The 17586-nt window shown below is 64.8% G+C and carries 17 protein-coding genes; 10 read left to right on the top strand and 7 right to left on the bottom strand.

Annotation, left to right across the window (positions count from 1 at the left end; translation table 11 throughout):
- Positions 1-518 precede the first annotated feature (518 nt).
- Genes HY019_RS05250 through HY019_RS05235 form a run of 4 tightly spaced genes read left to right on the top strand, consistent with a single transcriptional unit; the run spans position 519 to position 5291 of the window.
- Positions 519-3008 (top strand): PAS domain S-box protein, encoded by a 2490-nt coding sequence (locus HY019_RS05250; protein WP_290688917.1) that lies wholly within the window; start codon positions 519-521, stop codon positions 3006-3008.
- Positions 3009-3032: 24 nt separating this feature from the next.
- Positions 3033-3845, top strand: a complete 813-nt coding sequence (locus HY019_RS05245; RefSeq protein WP_290688915.1) for a protein-glutamate O-methyltransferase CheR — start codon at positions 3033-3035, stop codon at positions 3843-3845.
- Positions 3842-4309, top strand: a complete 468-nt coding sequence (locus HY019_RS05240) for a chemotaxis protein CheD (RefSeq protein ID WP_290688913.1) — start codon at positions 3842-3844, stop codon at positions 4307-4309. The genes HY019_RS05245 and HY019_RS05240 overlap by 4 nt, the downstream gene beginning before the upstream one ends.
- Before the next feature lie 49 nt (positions 4310-4358).
- Positions 4359-5291 carry a class I SAM-dependent methyltransferase gene (locus HY019_RS05235; RefSeq protein WP_290688912.1) on the top strand — a complete coding sequence of 311 codons (933 nt, stop codon included), beginning with the start codon at positions 4359-4361 and terminating at the stop codon, positions 5289-5291.
- A gap of 13 nt (positions 5292-5304) precedes the next feature.
- On the opposite strand, the gene HY019_RS05230 is transcribed toward HY019_RS05235, so the two are convergent.
- Positions 5305-5769 carry a hypothetical protein gene (locus HY019_RS05230; RefSeq protein WP_290688910.1) on the bottom strand — a complete coding sequence of 155 codons (465 nt, stop codon included), beginning with the start codon at positions 5767-5769 and terminating at the stop codon, positions 5305-5307.
- A 326-nt stretch (positions 5770-6095) separates the two neighbouring features.
- On the opposite strand from HY019_RS05230, the gene HY019_RS05225 reads away from it, so the two are divergent.
- Positions 6096-7676, top strand: coding sequence for a PAS domain-containing methyl-accepting chemotaxis protein (locus HY019_RS05225; RefSeq protein WP_290688908.1), 1581 nt, complete (start codon positions 6096-6098; stop codon positions 7674-7676).
- An 81-nt stretch (positions 7677-7757) separates the two neighbouring features.
- Positions 7758-7982, top strand: coding sequence for a VF530 family protein (locus HY019_RS05220; protein WP_290688902.1), 225 nt, complete (start codon positions 7758-7760; stop codon positions 7980-7982).
- Position 7983: 1 nt separating this feature from the next.
- Here the strand turns inward: HY019_RS05220 and HY019_RS05215 are convergent, their stop codons facing one another.
- Positions 7984-8823 (bottom strand): alpha/beta hydrolase, encoded by an 840-nt coding sequence (locus HY019_RS05215; RefSeq protein WP_290688900.1) that lies wholly within the window; start codon positions 8821-8823, stop codon positions 7984-7986.
- Positions 8824-8908: 85 nt separating this feature from the next.
- Between HY019_RS05215 and HY019_RS05210 the strand changes: the two genes are divergently transcribed.
- On the top strand, positions 8909-9409 hold the full coding sequence (locus HY019_RS05210) for a GNAT family N-acetyltransferase (RefSeq protein ID WP_290688898.1): 501 nt from the start codon (positions 8909-8911) through the stop codon (positions 9407-9409).
- 34 nt (positions 9410-9443) lie between these two features.
- Here HY019_RS05210 and HY019_RS05205 read toward each other — a convergent pair whose 3' ends face one another.
- On the bottom strand, positions 9444-10373 hold the full coding sequence (locus tag HY019_RS05205; protein WP_290688896.1) for a LysR family transcriptional regulator: 930 nt from the start codon (positions 10371-10373) through the stop codon (positions 9444-9446).
- Between the two features lie 105 nt (positions 10374-10478).
- Between HY019_RS05205 and HY019_RS05200 the strand changes: the two genes are divergently transcribed.
- Both HY019_RS05200 and HY019_RS05195 read left to right on the top strand, forming a co-directional pair.
- Entirely contained in the window at positions 10479-11492 is a 1014-nt protein-coding gene (locus HY019_RS05200) for an isochorismatase family protein (RefSeq protein WP_290688894.1), read from the top strand.
- Between the two features lie 90 nt (positions 11493-11582).
- The gene (locus HY019_RS05195) at positions 11583-12794 is read left to right on the top strand and encodes an MFS transporter (protein ID WP_290688893.1); all 1212 of its coding nucleotides are present in this window, start codon (positions 11583-11585) and stop codon (positions 12792-12794) included.
- Positions 12795-12805: 11 nt separating this feature from the next.
- On the opposite strand, the gene HY019_RS05190 is transcribed toward HY019_RS05195, so the two are convergent.
- Positions 12806-14449: an isovaleryl-CoA dehydrogenase gene (locus HY019_RS05190; RefSeq protein WP_290688892.1), complete on the bottom strand. Its 1644-nt coding sequence runs from the start codon at positions 14447-14449 to the stop codon at positions 12806-12808.
- Positions 14450-14505: 56 nt separating this feature from the next.
- Between HY019_RS05190 and HY019_RS05185 the strand changes: the two genes are divergently transcribed.
- Positions 14506-15135, top strand: coding sequence for a TetR/AcrR family transcriptional regulator (locus tag HY019_RS05185; protein WP_290688891.1), 630 nt, complete (start codon positions 14506-14508; stop codon positions 15133-15135).
- Between the two features lie 26 nt (positions 15136-15161).
- Here HY019_RS05185 and HY019_RS05180 read toward each other — a convergent pair whose 3' ends face one another.
- The 3 genes from HY019_RS05180 to HY019_RS05170 form a co-directional block, all read right to left on the bottom strand.
- The gene (locus tag HY019_RS05180) at positions 15162-15836 is read right to left on the bottom strand and encodes a hypothetical protein (RefSeq protein WP_290688890.1); all 675 of its coding nucleotides are present in this window, start codon (positions 15834-15836) and stop codon (positions 15162-15164) included.
- A gap of 141 nt (positions 15837-15977) precedes the next feature.
- Entirely contained in the window at positions 15978-16883 is a 906-nt protein-coding gene (locus HY019_RS05175; protein ID WP_290688889.1) for a hypothetical protein, read from the bottom strand.
- 35 nt (positions 16884-16918) lie between these two features.
- Positions 16919-17506: an NnrU family protein gene (locus HY019_RS05170; RefSeq protein WP_290688888.1), complete on the bottom strand. Its 588-nt coding sequence runs from the start codon at positions 17504-17506 to the stop codon at positions 16919-16921.
- Positions 17507-17586: the final 80 nt, after the last annotated feature.

Below are 17586 nucleotides of genomic sequence, written 5' to 3'. Positions count from 1 at the left end.
TGGCAGACCAAATCGTGGCGATGAGCTTGTCGTAGGTACGCATGATGAAAATCTCAGGCAAGAAAAAACCCCGGGGGGTGTGAACCAACCGGGGTTGTTGCCGGAAGGCCCACAGCCTTCCGAACCAGCTTCGAAAGGCTAATGCAGCAAGGTGGTGATCAAGAGATCACGCATGTCGGTGGCAGAAAACACTTTGAAAGTCATGGTCTGGTTTGAATGAATACAGCGCGCTTTGCGTGCGTCGAACGACATTGTGATCCCAAGGCGCATCAATGGGCAATAACCACGTTGGGCTCAGGTATTACTGGGGATTGGCCCAACCCGGCTTATTTGTTTGCCACACCTCACTTGCGTGAAAAGTGCGCCCCTTTCAGAGAAATTAAAGTCAATAGGCAGTGGGTTTTGACGAAACTCACCCCAGAGGTGGAGCGGGCTTGCCTGGATTTGCCTCACGCCATTTATTGGCGATCAGGTGTCATCAATCACACGTCCAGTATCTCAAAGGGATCGGAACCACCATGAGCCCATCCAAGCCTTCCATGCTCGCCCGCCTTTTTGCAGGCACCCCATTGCAACAGGCCGCCGAGGCCTTGCAGCAGCAGGCGCAGGCACGGGCCGAGGCCGAGGCCATGCTACAGGCCGTGAACAAATCTCAGGCGGTGATCGAGTTCAAGCTGGATGGCACCGTCCTGCACGCCAACGAGAACTTCCTGCAGACGCTGGGTTACAAGCTGGACGACATCAAGGGCCGGCACCACAGCATGTTTGTCGATCCGGCCTATGCGGCGTCCAGTGAGTACCGTGCTTTCTGGGACCGGCTCAACCGAGGCGAGTTCGACGCAGGCGAGTACAAGCGCCTGGGCAAGGATGGCAAGGAGGTCTGGATACAGGCCTCGTACAACCCCGTCTTGGACGCGCAAGGCAAACCCTTCAAGGTGGTCAAGTACGCCACCGATGTCACGCAGGCCAAGTTGCGCGCGGCCGATTTCGAAGGGCAGCTCAACGCGGTCAGCAAGGCGCAGGCCGTGATCGAGTTCAGCCTGGACGGCAAGATCCTGCACGCCAACGACAACTTCCTGAACACGCTGGGCTACTCGCTCAGCGAGATCAAGGGCCAGCACCATTCGATGTTCGTTGATCCGGACTTTCGCAACAGCGTGGACTACCGCCTGTTCTGGGAAAAGCTCGGGCGCGGCGAGTATGACAGCGGGCAATACCGACGCGTGGGCCGAGGTGGCAAGGAGATCTGGATCCAGGCCTCGTACAACCCCATCCTGGACATGAGCGGCAAGCCCTTCAAGGTGGTCAAGTACGCCACCGACATCACGCAAGCCAAGATGCAGGCGGCTGATTTCGAAGGCCAGCTCAATGCCATCAGCAAGGCGCAGGCGGTGATCGAGTTCGGCCTGGATGGCAAGATCCTGAACGCCAATGACAACTTCCTGAGCACGCTGGGTTATTCGCTCAGCGAGATCAAGGGCCAGCACCATTCGATGTTCGTCGACCCGGATTTTCGCAACAGCGTGGACTACCGCCTGTTCTGGGAAAAGCTGGGGCGTGGCGAGTACGACGCGGGCCAGTACAAGCGCCTGGGCAAGGGCGGCCGGGAGATCTGGATCCAGGCTTCGTACAACCCCATCATGGACATGAACGGCAAGCCCTTCAAGGTGGTCAAGTACGCCACCGATGTGACGGCCGAGGTCCACGCCAACAAGATGCTGCGCCAGGCTGTGGAGCAGGCCCAGCACGTGACGAGCGCCGCCAAGGACGGCGACTTGAGCCAGCGCATCCCGCTGGAGGGCAAGAGTGGCCCGATCGAAGTGCTGTGCTCGGGCGTGAACGTGTTGATGGAAACCACGGCCGTGATCTTTGACGACGTGGGTCGTGTGTTTGGGGCCCTGGCAGAGGGCGACCTGACTCAGCGCATCACGCGTGACTACAACGGCACGTTTGACCAGGTCAAGCGCGACGCCAATGCCACCAGCGAAAAGCTGGCCGCCATCATCGCCGACGTGGGGCGCGTGTTCTCGGGCATTGCCGCCGGTGACCTGACGCAGCGCATCACCCGCGAAGCACAAGGCACCTTCGAGCAGGTGAAGAACGACGCCAACACCAGTTGCGACACGCTGGCCGGCATCATCCAGGAAGTGCGCGCGGCAGCCGATGCGCTGACGGGCGCGGCCACCCAGGTCAGCAGCACCGCGCAGGCGCTGTCGCAATCGGCCACGGAGCAAGCCTCGTCGGTGGAGGAGACCACCGCGTCCATCGACCAGATGTCGGCCTCGATCACGCAGAACAGCGAAAACGCCAAGGTGACCGACAGCATGGCCTCCAAGGCCAGCACGGAAGCCGGCGAGGGCGGGCAGGCGGTGACCCAGACCGTGGACGCCATGAAGCAGATCGCGCAGAAGATATCGATCGTCGATGACATTGCCTACCAGACCAACTTGCTGGCGCTGAACGCGGCCATTGAAGCGGCCCGTGCCGGCGAGCATGGCAAGGGCTTTGCCGTGGTGGCCGACGAGGTGCGCAAGCTGGCCGAGCGCAGCCAGGAGGCCGCACAGGAGATCGGTGACCTCGCCGGCAACAGCGTGTCGACCGCCGAGCGCGCCGGCAAGTTGCTGGGCGAGATCGTGCCCTCGATCCAGAAGACCAGTGACCTGGTGCAGGAGATCGCCGCGGCCTCGCAAGAGCAGAGCCAGTCGGTCGCCCAGATCGGTGGGGCGATGGGGCAATTGAGCAAGGCCACGCAGCAGAACGCATCGGCCTCGGAAGAGCTGGCCGCGACATCGGAAGAGTTGTCCGGCCAGGCCGAGCAACTGCAGCAGGCGGTGGCCTTCTTCAACCTGGGCAACGGCAACGCGTCAGGCACGAAGGGCAGGGGCGATCACGTTGCTGGCGTGGAGCGCCGCGCCCCCAACTCGCCGATGCGCGGCACGGCCAGGCCCGAGGCCGCCTCACCCAAGATGGCGGCCACCGGCACGCACGGCAACTTCCGCCCCTATTGAGCGGATGGCCAGGAGGGCAGGCGTATGCAGGCGCTGCGTGACGACACCTTTCACCGCATCACGGGCCTGATGCACACAGAGATCGGGCTGTCTTTTGCCGACAGCAAGAAGCCGCTGGTGACGTCCAGGTTGTCGGCCCGCATCCAGCGGCTGGGCCTGGGCGGCTTCGATGAGTATTTCGAGCTGATATCGGGGCATGACGACGGTGGCGAGTTTCAGATGGCCGTGGACCTTCTGACGACCAACGAGACCTACTTCTTTCGCGAACCCGCGCATTTCGACCTGCTGGCGCGCGAGCTCACGCGCACCAAGCCCCGTAATCTGTCTGTCTGGAGTGCGGCTTCCTCCTTTGGCGACGAGGCCTACAGCATCGCGATGCTGCTGGCGGACTTGCAACTGCAAGGGCGCATCGGCGCGGACTGGTCGGTGCTGGGCACCGACATCAGCGACCGCGTGCTGCGCAGCGCCAGCACGGGGATCTTCCCGGCAGAGCGCCTGCGCCATGTGTCCACCGAGCGGCTCAAGCGCTACTGCCTGCGTGGCGAGGACGAATCCGAGGGCCTGGTGCAGATTCAGGATCGGCTGCGTGAGCACGTGCGCTTCGGGCAGCTCAACCTGTGTCAGGACGCCAGCTGTGTCGGGCCTTTCGATGTGGTCTTCCTGCGCAATGTGCTGATCTACTTTGACGCGGCCACCAAACGGGATGTGGTCGACCGCGTGCTGGGCCGCTTGCGGCCGGGTGGCCTGTTCTTCATCGGCACGGCTGAAGGGCGCGCGCCCTGCACCACGCCTTTGCAGGCACTGGCACCCGGTGTCTTTCGCAAGGTGGCCAAGTGAAACGCTGTGGGTCGGCCTGCACGCTGCATCCGGGCGATGTGGTGTTTGGCCAGCGCGGTGACTGCCTGGACACCTTGCTGGGCTCGTGCATTGCCGTCGTGCTGACCGATCCGCGCCGCACGGTGGGGGTGATGTGCCACATCGTGCACACGGGCCAGGCGAGTCGCGGTGCGTGTGCGTCCGGGACTTATGGCGAGGTCGCCCTGGACATGATGTTCGAGCGGCTGCGCGCACGCTGCATCGATCCACGGCAATGTGATGCCTATGTGTATGGCGGTGGGAACATGTTCCCGAACCAGCCCTGCGAGTGCCATGTTGGCGAACGCAATGCCAACTGGGTGCTGGACGAGTTGGCTCACCAAGGCATCAAGGTGGTGCTTCAGGACCTGGGTGGTAGTGCCTATCGGCGTCTGTCGTGGACGGTTGGGCCCGATGTGCCGAAGGTGGTGGCCGTGCGTGTCTGAGGGCAAGGCATGATGTGCACGGTTCACATCCCTTCAGATCCCTTACCCCATGCAAGCCCTGCTGCAAGCCATCGCGACGATGGACATGCCCCTCGACGCCCAGCGCATCTTCCACGGACGGGGAGGGCTGCACCCCGGCTGCGAGCAATGGGCGCTGGACGCCTTCCCGCCCGTCCTGCTGCTGACCAGTTTCGAGCCAGTGACGGACGATACCCTGTCTCTCGTCCACGAGGCACTGAATGCGCGCTGGCAGCAACTGGCCCCCGATCAACCCTTGAACTGGGTCTTCCAGTGCCGGCATGAAGGCCGCGCCGAGACCCGCCTGATGGTCGGCAGCGTGCCCGAGCCGCATGTGGTGACCGAACAAGGGGCCCGCTTTCGGGTTCATGTGCTCAAGGGCCAGAACCACGGCCTGTTCCTGGACATGGCCGAGGGCCGGCGCTGGGTGCGCGAGCATGTGGCGGCCCACCCAGGGGGCAAGGTGCTCAACCTGTTTGCCTACACCTGCGCCTTTTCAGTGGTGGCGCTCCAGGCGGGCGCACGCCATGTGCTCAATCTGGACATGAGTGATGGTGCTTTGGCCATCGGCAAACAGAACCACCCGCTCAACGGGCTCTTGGCCGGGGCCAGCTTCATGCCCCATGACATCTTCAAGACCTGGGGCAAGATCACGCGCATGGGCCCTTATCACCTGGTCATCGTGGACCCGCCCAGCTACCAAAAGGGCAGCTTCGTGGCCACCAAGGACTACGCGCGCCTCATGCGTCGCCTGCCTGATCTGCTGATGCCGGGTGGCTACGCCCTGCTGTGCTTGAACGCACCCGAGCTGGACCTGGCCTTCTTGCAGGACCAGATGCAGGAGCTGGCCCCGCAGCTGACGTTTGAGCAACGGGTGGCGAACCCCGCCGTGTTCGCCGATGTGTCACCGGAGCGTGCGCTCAAGGTGCTGGTCTACAAGGCGTCGGACTGGACACCGGACTGAGGCGTGCGGTGCCTCATGGCGTGGCGTGAGCCTCTTTCTCTTTTTCCAGCAGGCGGTCCACCCGCGCTTCCGCACGGTTCTTGACGATGAAGCGCTCCAGCCCGCTCACGTCTTCCATGAGCTGCTCGGCCTGGGTGGTGCATGACGTCAGGCGCTTGGCTTGATCGTGCTTGCTCATCTGGCTCCAGCGCTTTTCAGCCGCCTTGAGCATCTCGTCGGCCTCGGGGTTGCGCAGGCCACGCCTGTAGGCCACACCGATGTAGACGAAGCCCAGTTCGGTGTCGTGCAGGATGGCCTGGTTGCGGGCATCCGACCTCGGTTGGGTCTTGCGCTCGATCACGCGGGCCTCGAAGGCCGCCGTGCAGTCCGCCGCCTCCAGGAAGAAGGGGTTGGGTGGGGCCGAGGCTGCATCGCTCTGCGCCAAGGCCGTGCGAGCCAGCAGGGCCATGCAGGCCGCGATGACGAAGTATCTGGACATGGTTTGACTATGTCACAAGCCTGAATACAGGCGCCAGAGGGCGGGGATTTTGCCCCGACATTTACAACATTTTGCGATCATAAATAATTCTCCAAATCATTTATCCATATTCATGACTGGATTCATATCCGGGATGAATGGGTAAATCGGGCTGATGCGGTAAATAGTGGCTATTTCAGTCAGTAATCGCGGCAGATGCGGGCAGTCACCCCACCTAGACTTTGCCTGGATCAAGATCCCCGTCATCCCATCCATCCATCCATTCCATCTGGGCACCACCTCAGGCTTCATGCCGCTTGCCCGTCAGGCAGTCCATGCGCAGTAATTTGCCTATCCTTGATGAAGCGTTTCCGTTCCCGGCAGGTGCGTCGCTCGTTTCCACCACCGATCTCAAGGGCCGGATCACCTATTGCAACCCCGCCTTCATCCAGGTCAGTGGGTATGCGCGCGAGGAGTTGCTGGGGCAACCCCACAACCTGATCCGCCACCCCGATATGCCTGCCGAGGCTTTCCGGGATATGTGGGCCACGATCGCGTCCGGGCAACCATGGACGGCCTTGGTCAAGAACCGCCGCAAGGATGGCCGTTACTACTGGGTGCGGGCCAATGTGACGCCCCTGGTCGTGGATGGCAAGCCGGTGGGCTACATGTCGGTCCGCACGGCACCGTCGGCAGAAGAGGTGGCGCAGGCCGGGCAGCTGTATGCCTGTTTGAACGCGGATGCGCACAGCGCCAGCCAGCGGCTTGGGCTGCGCAGCGGGCAAGTCGTCCGCTTCAATTGGATGGGGCGCCTGCGATCGGCCGTCAACCTGGACCTGGCGGGGCAGCTGACGCTGGCGGCCGTGATCCTGGCCTCCTTGTCCTTCCTGATGGGGGCGGTGGCGGCAGGTGGGGTGTCGCTCTTGCAAGGCTGGGCCACCCTGCTTGCCAGCGTGATGCTGATCGGGCTGGTGTCGCTGGGCCGTGGTGTCTTTGTGCACCTGGCGGTCCGTCCGATCAAGGAGCTGCTGAACTACGCCAATGTGCTGGCGGCCGGGGACCTGTCCGTGGCCTGCCATTCCGATCGCACGGACGTCATCGGGCAGTTCACCCGCTCGCTCAACCAGTTGCAGGTCAATCTGCGCGCCATCGTGCGTGACGCGCGCACCGAGGTCGACCACATGCTGGTGTCGACCCAGGAGATCGCACAGGGCAACCAGGACCTGTCGGCCCGCACCGAGTCGCAGGCCAGCAGCCTGGAGCAAACCACCGCGTCCATGGCGCAGATCACCGGCACGGTTCGCCTGAGTGCCGACACCGCCGAGCAGGCCGCCAGCCTGGCCGTGCAGACCACCTCGATGACGCAGCAGTGCGACGAGGCCGTGGGTGACCTGACGCAAACCGTGGTGGACATGGAGGCGTCGTCCAGGCGCATCAACGACATCATCCAGGTGATCGACAGCATTGCCTTCCAGACCAACATCCTGGCCTTGAACGCGGCTGTGGAAGCCGCACGCGCCGGTGAGCAGGGCCGCGGTTTTGCGGTGGTGGCGGCCGAGGTGCGCGCCTTGTCGCAGCGCACTGGCAGCGCGGCCAAGGAGGTGCGCCAGCTCATCACCGCGTCTGGCGAAAAGGTGCTGGCGTGCAGCGAGCTCAGTGGCTCGGCGCGGGGCGCCATGCAGCATGCACTGCAATCGGTGGACAGCGTCGGCACCCTGGTGGCAGAGATCAGCCATGGTGCAAGAGAGCAGCTCACCGCGATCTCTCAGGTGAACACGGCCGTGACCCAGCTGGAAGGCATCACGCAGCAGAACGCGGCAGCGGTCAATCAGATCGCGTCGTCGTCATCGACGCTGGCCGAGCGGGCACGCGTGCTGGCCGATGCGGTCAAGGTGTTCCGCCTGGATGCGCAGGGCAGCGCGCATTGAGACCGCCGGTGAAGTGGCGGTGTTTTGTGGCATGGTGTGGGCCTGCCCAGCCCCTTCACTTCAAACAGGCCCTTGCCCAGCATGACCGACCAGCCCCACAACCCCCTGCACGGCATCACCCTGGCGCGCATGGTTGAAGACCTGTCCGACTATTACGGCTGGGAGGAGCTGGGCCGGCTGATCCCGGTGCGCTGCTTCACGTTCGAGCCCAGTGTGTCGTCCAGCCTCAAGTTCCTGCGCAAGACGCCGTGGGCGCGTGAGAAGGTCGAGGCGCTTTACGTGCACACCTTGAGGTTGACGCGCTAGATCACAGGCCTTGAAGCTGGGCCATCAGCGCATCGGTGTAGGCCGGCAGCTGATGGATGTCCCCATGGCCCGCCTGCGGGATGCGAATCAGCAGGGCTTGCGGCTTGAGTGCCTGCAGCCGCTCGGCGTTGTCGATGGGGATCAAGGTGTCGCGCTCACCGTGGAAGATCACGACCTTGGCCTTCACATTGGGCAGCCAGCGATCGGTGTGCAGGGGGTAGCGCAGCACGGCGCCGGGCACCCAGGGGTAATGCGCCTGGGCCATGGCCTCGATGCTTGTGTAGGGCGAGACCAGCAGCAGGAGATCGGTCGGCACCTGGGTGGCCAGGTAGGTGGCCAGGCCCGTGCCCAGCGAGCGCCCGAAGATCACGTGCTTGAGGCCTTCGTACTCGGGCGCCACCTGTTGCCAGGCACGCAGCACGTCGTCATGCATCTGGGCTTCATCCTCCATGTGGCCTGAGCTCTTGCCATAGCCGCGGTAGTCCAGCATGAACAGGTCGTAGCCGCTGCGCCGCCAGAAGTCGGCGTTGGTGAACCAGGTGGCCACATTGCCGGCGTTGCCGTGCAGGTAGAACACGATGCCGCGTGTGTGCCGCTGGCCATTGACCATTGGCTGGCGCAGGTGCAGGGCATGCAGCCTGGCGCCGGGCACGTTCACCCATTCCTCTTGCGTGTCGGCTTCCTGGAAGGCGTGGTTCTGCGCCAGGGGCTCAGGAAAGAACAAGATCTTGTCCTGCCTGGTCCAGATGTAGGCCACGGCGGCAGCCCAGCACAGCAGGGGCAATAGCACGAGGACCAGGGCCAGGCGCCGAAACCGGCGAGAAGAAAAAATGGAGGTCACGTGTGAGGTCTCTGATCGATTGAGGGCTCTTTATGCCACAGTGCTTCCAGGGCGCGAGGCCCCATGATCAAACACACGGGATGGTATGAACCTTCGGATTCGGGATTTTCAGGCGGGTGACAAGGAGGCCGTGGACGCGCTGGTGCGCGAGGCCTGGCTGGAGCTGGCGCCCGTCATGCCGGGCTGGCATGAGCTGGCACCGCGCCTGACGGCCTTGACCCAGCATGCGGCCGACAGCGAGGTGCTGGTAGCCGAGCGGGGTGGCCGCCTGATCGGGGCGGTGGGCTATGTGGGCGCGCATCAACCACGCCCTGATTTTTTCGCGCCGGTGTGGCCCATCGTGCGCCTGTTGTCGGTGACACCCTTTGGCCGTGGTGCCGGTGTGGGCCAGCGCCTGCTCGACGAGTGCATCGCCCGTGCGCAACGCGACCATGCGCCTGCGCTGGCCTTGCACACCACACCGCTCATGGCCAGCGCGCAGCGGCTGTATGCGCGGGCCGGGTTCGAGCTGGAACGCACATTGCCCGATATGTATGGCGTGCCCTATGTGTTGCTGCTCAAGAAGCTGAACGAGCCGGCTGCGTGAGGGTGGAATCGGGTGGGGCCTGGCTCAACCTGGTTCAACCAGGCTCGGCCAATGCTTGCGCCAGGTAGTCGATCATCACCCTGATCTTGGGCGGCATGTGGCGCTGGCCTTGCCACAGCGCCCAGGCCGTCGGCCCAAAGGCACCTTCTGGCTGCCAGCCGGGCAGGAGGGGGCGCAGGGTGCCTGCATCCAGGTCGGCCTGCACCGCGAAGCGGGGCAAGAGGCCAATGCCCATGCCCGCCAAGACCAGCTCGCGGACCACATCGCTGCTGTTGACGGCCACGGGGCCACGCACGGCCACGCTGTTGGTGTGCCCTTGCGCATCCTTGAAATGCCAAGGGTGCGAGGCCGTGTGCATGCCCACTGAAAAGGACAAGCATGGCTGGGTGCCCAGATCCTGAGGGTGGCGGATGCGTTTGCCACGCAGGAAGGTGGGGCTGGCGCAGACGACAAAGTCACAGCGGTGCAGGGGGCGGCCGGTGAGGCCATCGGGCGGCTGTGCCGTCAGGCGAATGGCCAGGTCAAAGCCTTCTTCGGTCAGGTCGACAAAGCGGTCCACCAGGGTGAGGGCCACGCGCACATCGGGGTAGCGCTGGCAGAAGGCCGGCAGCAAAGGGGCCAGCACATGTTTGCCATAGGTCACCGAGCTCGTCATGCGCAGCACACCGGCTGGCTGGCTGCTCAACTGGGCCAGCGCATCCTGTGCGGCCGAGCCCAGTCGGGCCACCTGCTCTGCGTGCTCGTACAGCACGCGGCCGGCTTCGGTCAGCGACAGCTTGCGCGTGGTGCGGTTCAAGAGCCTGGTGGCGTAGCTGCTTTCCAGGCGCTGGATCTGTTTGCTGACCGCTGACTTGGTCAAGCCCAGGGCGCGTGCCGCCGCCGAGAAGCTGCCTTCGTCGACAACCTTGGTCAGCATCACCATGTCGGCCAGCTGCTGGGTTTGCTGTGCAAATGTCGAATCCATTGTTTCCTCCTTGGAAACAGTCATGTGCCTTGATGATGGATTGTCTTATCGAATGGCTTTGGCCACCATGGGCTCGTGTTCAACATGCTTTTCAGGAGCGCGACCATGCCCTTGCTTCAACTTGACATCGCCAGCCTGGCCTTCACGCCCGGGCAAGGCCAAGCCTTGAGGCAGGGCCTCACCCGCCTGATGGCGGACCTGCTGCACAAGCGCGCAGAGCTGACTGTGGTGAATGTGGCGCAACGCCGGCCGGATACATGGGCCGTGGGTGGGCAGGCCTTGCCCGATGCAGGCTGGAGTGCCAGCCTGCAGGTGTTCATCACGGCGGGCACCAATGAGGCAGGCGAGCGCGCACGCTTCATCTCGGCGGCCCATGCGCTCATCCAGGAGGTGATGCAGGGCCCGGCTGCCACGCCGCTGTACATCGTCCTGCATGAAGTGCCGGCCGACAGCTGGGGCTACGATGGTTTGACGCAGGCCGCACGCAAGCTGGGGCGGCCTGTGTCACCCGTGAAGACGCTCAGGCAGATGGCGGGCATGCCGGCCGCGCAGGTGCCGCCCCCGTTGCACACGGCCTTGTTGCTGATCGATTTCCAGCGCGAGTACGTGGAGGGGGGGCTGCCCTTGCCCGATGTGGCACACGCTGCCCGTCAGGCCAGCCAGTTGGTGGCGGCAGCTGAACGCGTGGGTGTGCCCGTGATCCATGTGCACCACGAGGCGGCATCGGCGCTGGCCCCGGCATTCGCACCAGGTTCCCCCGGCGCGCAGCCCATGCAGGAGTTGCCAGTGGCCAGCGGACATCACCGCATCGTCAAGCAGTGGCCTTCGTCGTTCAAGGGCACACCCTTGCAGGCGCACTTGCAGGAGCTGAAGGTGCAGCACCTGGTGGTGGCCGGCTTGATGACCCACAACTGCGTGGACAGCACCGTCCGCGAGGCCCTGCACCTGGGTTACGCCGTGACCGTGATCGGGGACGCCTGTGCCACGCGTGATCTGCCCGATGGCCAAGGCGGGGTGATCCCGGCCAGCCAGGTGCACCAGGTGAGCCTGGCTGCACTGGCCGATCGGCATGCCGATGTGCTGAGCGCGTCCGAAGTTGTGGGTGCCTGGCGCGCTTGAACACGGCCGGCCAACAGGGTTGATCCGAAGCACGTATGCTGGCCGGCTTGGTTGGCCATTCGTCGATGGCTGCAAGCACGTTGGTGAACCATGTTGATGTCTCATTTGCGCGAGCTGTTCGCGCAAACGCAGTTCGTGCGTTTCTGGGTGTCTCGTCTGGCCGGGATCATGGCCAACCAGATGTTGATGGTGGCGGTGGGTTGGCACATGTACGACCTCACCGCCAGCGCCTGGGACCTGGGCATGGTGGGCCTGTTCCAGTTCGTGCCGGCGCTGGTGATGACCTTGCCCGCCGGGCAGGTGGCCGATCGCTTCAACCGGGCGCGCATCTTTGCCGCGTGCATGCTGACGCAGGCCGGGGTGGCTTCGCTGCTCTTGTGGGCGACCCTGTCAGGCCATGCTTCGCGTGAGTTGATCTTGGGGCTGTCGGTGGCGCTGGGCCTGGCACGGGCCTTCCAGATGCCAGCGCAGCAGGCGCTCACGCCCTTGCTGGTGCCCCGCGCGCTGCTGCAAAGGGCCATTGCCGTGAGCTCCAGCGGCATGGAGGTGGCGGTGATCTCGGGGCCGGCCCTGGGTGGCTTGCTCTACACCACAGGGGCCAGCACGGTGTACATCACCTGCACGGCCTTGTTGCTGGTGGCCTTCATGCTGGCCATCGTGATCCGCTACGACTTCGTGCCTGCACGCAAAGCCAGTTCATGGGGCGATGTGTTTGCCGGCTTGCACTTCGTGTGGCAGCGCAAGGTGCTGCTGGGGGCCACCTCGCTCGACCTGTTTGCCGTCTTGCTGGGCGGTGCCACGGCCTTGTTGCCCATCTATGCCAAGGACATCCTGCACACGGGCCCGGTGGGGTTGGGGCTCTTGCGGGCAGCGCCCGCGGTGGGCGCCTTGACCATGTCCCTGGTGCTGACGCGCTGGCCGCTGGACCGCAAGGTGGGCCCCAGGCTGTTGATGGCGGTGGGCGTTTTTGGCCTGGCCACGCTGGTGTTTGGCCTGTCGTCGAGCTTCTGGTTGTCCATGTTCGCGCTGGCCGTGACCGGCGCGGCCGACAACGTGAGCGTGGTCACGCGCTTGACGCTCACGCAGCTGGAAACGCCGGACGAGATGCGCGGCCGCGTGGCTGCCGTCAACTCGATCTTCATCGGGGCGTCCAACCAACTGGGTGAATTCGAGTCGGGTGTGACGGCGGCGGCCTTTGGGGCGGTGGGCTCCGTGGTGTTGGGTGGCGTCGGCTCCATGCTGATCGCGGCAGCCTGGACCCGGTTGTTCCCGGATCTGGCCAAGCGCGATCGCATGAGCTGACCCAAGGTGCTTCAGCCCGGGTAGGCGCGTTGCAGGATGGCGTCCACCGCCAGTGAGCGCGTGTCGATGCTGCCCACCACGCGGCCCCATTGCGGATCCAGGCGGGTCTGGATGAAGGCATCGGCCACGGGCGTGGGGGCGTGGCGTTGCAGCAGGCAGGCCTGGGCCAGCAGCACCAGGCGCTCGGCAAAGCGGCGGCCCAGGGCTTCGAGCTGCTCGGGCGGCTCCTGGAGCATGGCCAGCAGGCCTTGTTGTGCGGCCTTCAGGCGTGCATCCTTGCCGATGTCCTGGGCCAGGTCATCCAGCAAAGCCATGGCCGCAGCCGGCGCCTTGCCGATGGCGCGCATCACATCCAGGCACATCACATTGCCCGAGCCTTCCCAGATCGAGTTGACGGGTGCTTCGCGGAACAGGCGCCCCATCACGCCTTCGTCCACATAACCATTGCCACCAAAGATCTCCATGGTTTCGCCGGTGAGTTCCACCGCGCGCTTGCAGATCCAGAACTTGGCGGCCGGTGTCATCACGCGCTTCCAGGCCTTTTCAAGGGTGCTGTCATCGCGTTCGTAGGCCTGGGCCAGTCGCATCATCAGGACCACATTGGCTTCGTTTTCCAGGGCCAGGTCGGTGAGCACGGCACGCATCAGGGGCTGGTCCACCAGCAGGCGGCCAAAGGCCTTGCGCTGGCGTGCATAGGCCAGGCCCTGCACCAGCCCTTGCCGGATCATGCCCGCGCTGCCCACGACGCAGTTGAGCCGGGTGTAGGTGGCCATCTCGATGATGGTGGGGATGCCGCGCCCGGGTTCGCCCATCAGGATGCCGTGGGCGTCCTTGAACTCGACCTCGCTGCTTGAGTTGCTGCGGTTGCCGACCTTGCCCTTGAGGCGCTGCACCTCGACCGGGTTCTTGCTGCCATCGGGGCGCCAGCGCGGCACGAAGAAGCAACTGGGGCCGCCATCCGCGGTGCGGGCCACCACCAGGTGGGCATCGCACATGGGGGCAGAGAAGAACCACTTGTGGCCGCGCAGGGTGAACTCGCGCTCGCCCTGGCCTGTGGGCGTGGCCATCGTGGTGTTGGCGCGGACATCGGATCCACCTTGTTTTTCCGTCATGCCCATGCCGATCCAGATGGACCGCTTGCTGGCCAGGGGCAGGTCGCGCTCATCGTAGGCGGGGCTGAGCAACTGGTCCTTCATGGCGGACCACAGGGCCGGTTCGCGCTGGATCAGGGGGATGGCGGCTTGCGTCATCGTGGCGGGGCACAGCGTGCCGGCTTCGACCTGGCTGTGCAGGTAAAAGCCTGCCGCCCAGGCCGACCAGCGTCCGGGGCGTTCGTCGGCAAAGGGCCGAGAGATGAGCCCTTGCCCGCGGTACAGCGCCATCAGGCTGTGCCAGCTGGGGTGGAAGTTCACCTGGTCCACGCGGCGCCCACGTGCGTCGAACGATTTGAGCTCAGGCGTATAGCGGTTGGCCTGGTCGGCCAAGGCATAGGTCTCGGCCTGGCCCAGGGTGGCACCGTAGGTGTCGAGCTGTGGCACAAAATCTGCCGCGCCCGCACGCCCCAGCGCTTCACGCAAGGGCGCATCGGTGGCGAACAGGTTGTAGTCTTGCAGTTCGTCGAACTGGTTCGTGATCTCGTGGGTTTGCCAGGTCATGGGTCGTCTCCATCCAGCCCTCGGGCTTGTCTTGCTTGCCTGCTAGTCTAGGAAAAATGCCAGCTCAAGGTGTTCGGGTTTCATCGGCCACACGGCGCAAGCCGCGGCAGTCGCGTGCGCGCGTGAGTTCCGAGGCCTTGCAGGAGGCCTTTGTTCGGGTTTTGATGGAGCGTGGTTACGCCGGCGTGACCATCCGCGAGGTGGCGGCGGTGGCCGGGGTGGGGGTGGGCACGTTCTACGAATACGTGGCCAACAAACAGGCGCTGGCGGCCTTGACCATCCACATGCGTGTCAAACGGCTGGCGCAGGCCATGAGCGACCACGTGTCAGCGCACCGGGGCGAGCCCATGCTGGTGCTGGTCCAGGGCCTGATCGACGAGCAGCTTGACCGCGTGATGGACGAGGCCGCGGTGTGGGCGGCGCTGTTCATGCTGGAGCGCCAGGTGTCCAGCCCCGATGCCTACCGCAAGCACTATGACCAGTTTGTGGCCTTGTGGTGTGAGGCCTTGTTGGCGTCGGGCCAGACGCTGGAGCCCGCACGCGTGCCCGTGGTGGCGCGCATGGTGCACACCCTGGTGTATGGCTGGGTCACCCAGTGCTTGCTGACGCAAGGGCCCGAGCTGGACCGGACGGCCTTGCATGCCGAAGTGAAGCGGGCCGCCCAGGCCTACCTGGCCGCCCTGTGATCAGGGTGACCCAGTACTGAGCCCGATCAGGCGCGGGCTGCGCGCAGCTTGCGGGTTGCCAACAGGCCGCCCATGGCCAGGCTGCCTTGCAGCAACAGGGCCAGGGAGGTGGGCTCGGGCACAACGGACACATTGGTCATGGTCGCGTTGAACTCGTAGGCATCCTGGGTCGAGCCCAGTTCGCTGCTGGTGCCTTTGGTCAGGTAGACGTGGCCGTTGCCGCCCGTGGCCGCTTGTTGTGCCGCGAACAGCGCAAAGGCGCTGGGCGAGTCCAGCAGTGGGGTGGCGTCGGTGGTGGCGTCAAACGAGAAGGTGAAGGCATCGGTGTGGCTGACACCCTCTTGCGACCAGGTGTTGGTCAGGTCCAGCGAGAGGCCGTACAGGCCGCCAAACTGGTAGAACGAGCCGATCTGCTGTGCCTCTGTGTCACTGGGGTGGGCGCCGTCCAGGTGCAGCTCGGCTGTGTAGGTGGGGGCGATGGTGGTGGTGGCGCCGTCGGTCAGCAGCGGTGTGGTGTCGTCGAAGCTCAGCAGCAGGTAGCCGGTTTCGGCCAGGCTGGGCGAGAGGGCCGGGCCAGACGCTTGCTGCATCGTGAAGTCGATGCGCAGGGCGTTTTGTGCCTGGGCCTGGCCAGCGGCACACAGCAGGGACAGGGCGGCGATGCAGCCCGATTTGACGACGTGTTGGGTGAGGGCGTGCATGCTTGTCTCTTGGTGTGTTGTTTAGCGTTCGCCGTTGGATTGTGGCATCGGGCACCCTGAAGCAGCTTCCCCTCAAGTCGGTGTAGATGGGGGTGATTTCCTGAGTGCCACTTCAGCACGAAGGGCTGGACGTGAGGCGCATCAAGCCTTGGGCTGATCGGGTTGGCTCGGCGCGTCGGTTTGTGGGCCTGGGCCGGTGGCGCCGGGCTCACCCAGGTGAGCTTGCGCTTCGGCCAGCTCATCCGGCCGCCAGGGCGTGGACTTGGCCAGCGCCATCCAGACCGGGAAGGGCAAGGGGCGGCTCACGTGCCGGGCGGGGCGAACCTGCTCCAGCTGGCCACTGTCGATGTCACCATGCACGAGCCAGATGCCGAACTCTTCGGGGATCTCGTTGGGTTTGGCGATGCCAGCCGGGAACACGTAATAGCAGGCGCTGCACAGCCATTGGTAGGACTCGCGCTTGACGGCATGGCGCAGGTCGGACAAGAGATCAGCACGGCTGACCTTGATCTCGTGCACGACGGGCTGCAGATAGGCTTCGACCGAGGTGTGGCGGACCGAGAACACATCGGGGCGGGCCATGCGCCAGGCGCCTTTGGGTTCGGGTGATGGCGCGCTGGCTGAAGCCTCGGCAGGCCACAAGCCCAGATCGGGCAGGGGCTCGGCGGCCGTCAAGGCGGGATCAGCGGTGGCTTGCACAGGGGCGCTTGCATGCGCGCTGACATGGGCACGCAAAGCCAGTTCCAGCCAGACCAGCCGGCCGGCGTCGGCCAGTTGCCGGGCCACGCGCTGCGCCAGCCGTTCATGCCGGCTCATGGCGCGCAGATTGCGCTGGCGGCTGGCGATCAAGGCCGCCAAGCCCGAGGTGCTCAGGCGCAGGGTGTCGCGGCCATCCGGGTCGGTGTGCGCCGCGATCAGGCCGGCGGCCAGCAGGTCCAGCTCGATCGGGTCACGACAAGGCCAGCCCGCCGAGCGCCAGATCTTCATCAGGCGCGAGAGGTGCGCGCGGCTTGGCGCCCAGGATGAGGCGTGGGAGGCGGGATCCATAACTGTATAAGTATACAGTTATGTGCCCGGTGGCATCAGCCCCCGCGGGTCATCGGCGCCACGCCGATCAGGGCCTGGTGCCCCCAGAAGGCAAAGGCCGCCCAGGCCGCCACGCCCACCACGACCGTGAGCACGGTGCCCACCGTGTTGCCGGCCGGGTAGGTGGTGCCCTCGGCACGGTCACGCTGGCGCGAGCTGCGGAAATCCAGAATGGCCCAGACCAGGAAGGCGGCGAACAACACCACATCGGCCAGCTTGCCATTGGCCAGCAAGTGGGCCAGCGCCCAGACCTTGACGGCCAGGATCATGGGGTGATGCAGGCGGGCCTTGATGGCGTTGCCCGGCACATAGGCGGCGGCCAGCAACACAAACGAGATCAGCACCAGCAAGGCCGCGATGTGACGCATGGCCACCGGCGGTGTCCACAGCACCTCAGGCTGGAGACGGGCCTGTCCGAAACCCCAGACCATCAGCACGAAGCCGGCAATCGACACCAGCGAGTACAGCCCCTTCCAGGGCATCTCGCCGATGCGCGCGCGGGTTTGCGTGCGCCAGTCGTCGGCCACGATGCGCACCGAATGCACGCCCAGAAACAGCACCAGTCCCAGAATCATCCACGTCATCGTCAGGCCTCGAGCAAAGATCAGTGAAGGGGCCCATTATGGTTGTTTCGTGTCCACCATGAGCGGCAGCGGGCTGGCTA

It is taken from the genome of Aquabacterium sp. (assembly GCF_016195855.1).
In the GTDB taxonomy this organism is placed as follows: domain Bacteria; phylum Pseudomonadota; class Gammaproteobacteria; order Burkholderiales; family Burkholderiaceae_C; genus Aquabacterium.
This window is presented reverse-complemented; position numbering and strand designations above follow the sequence as displayed.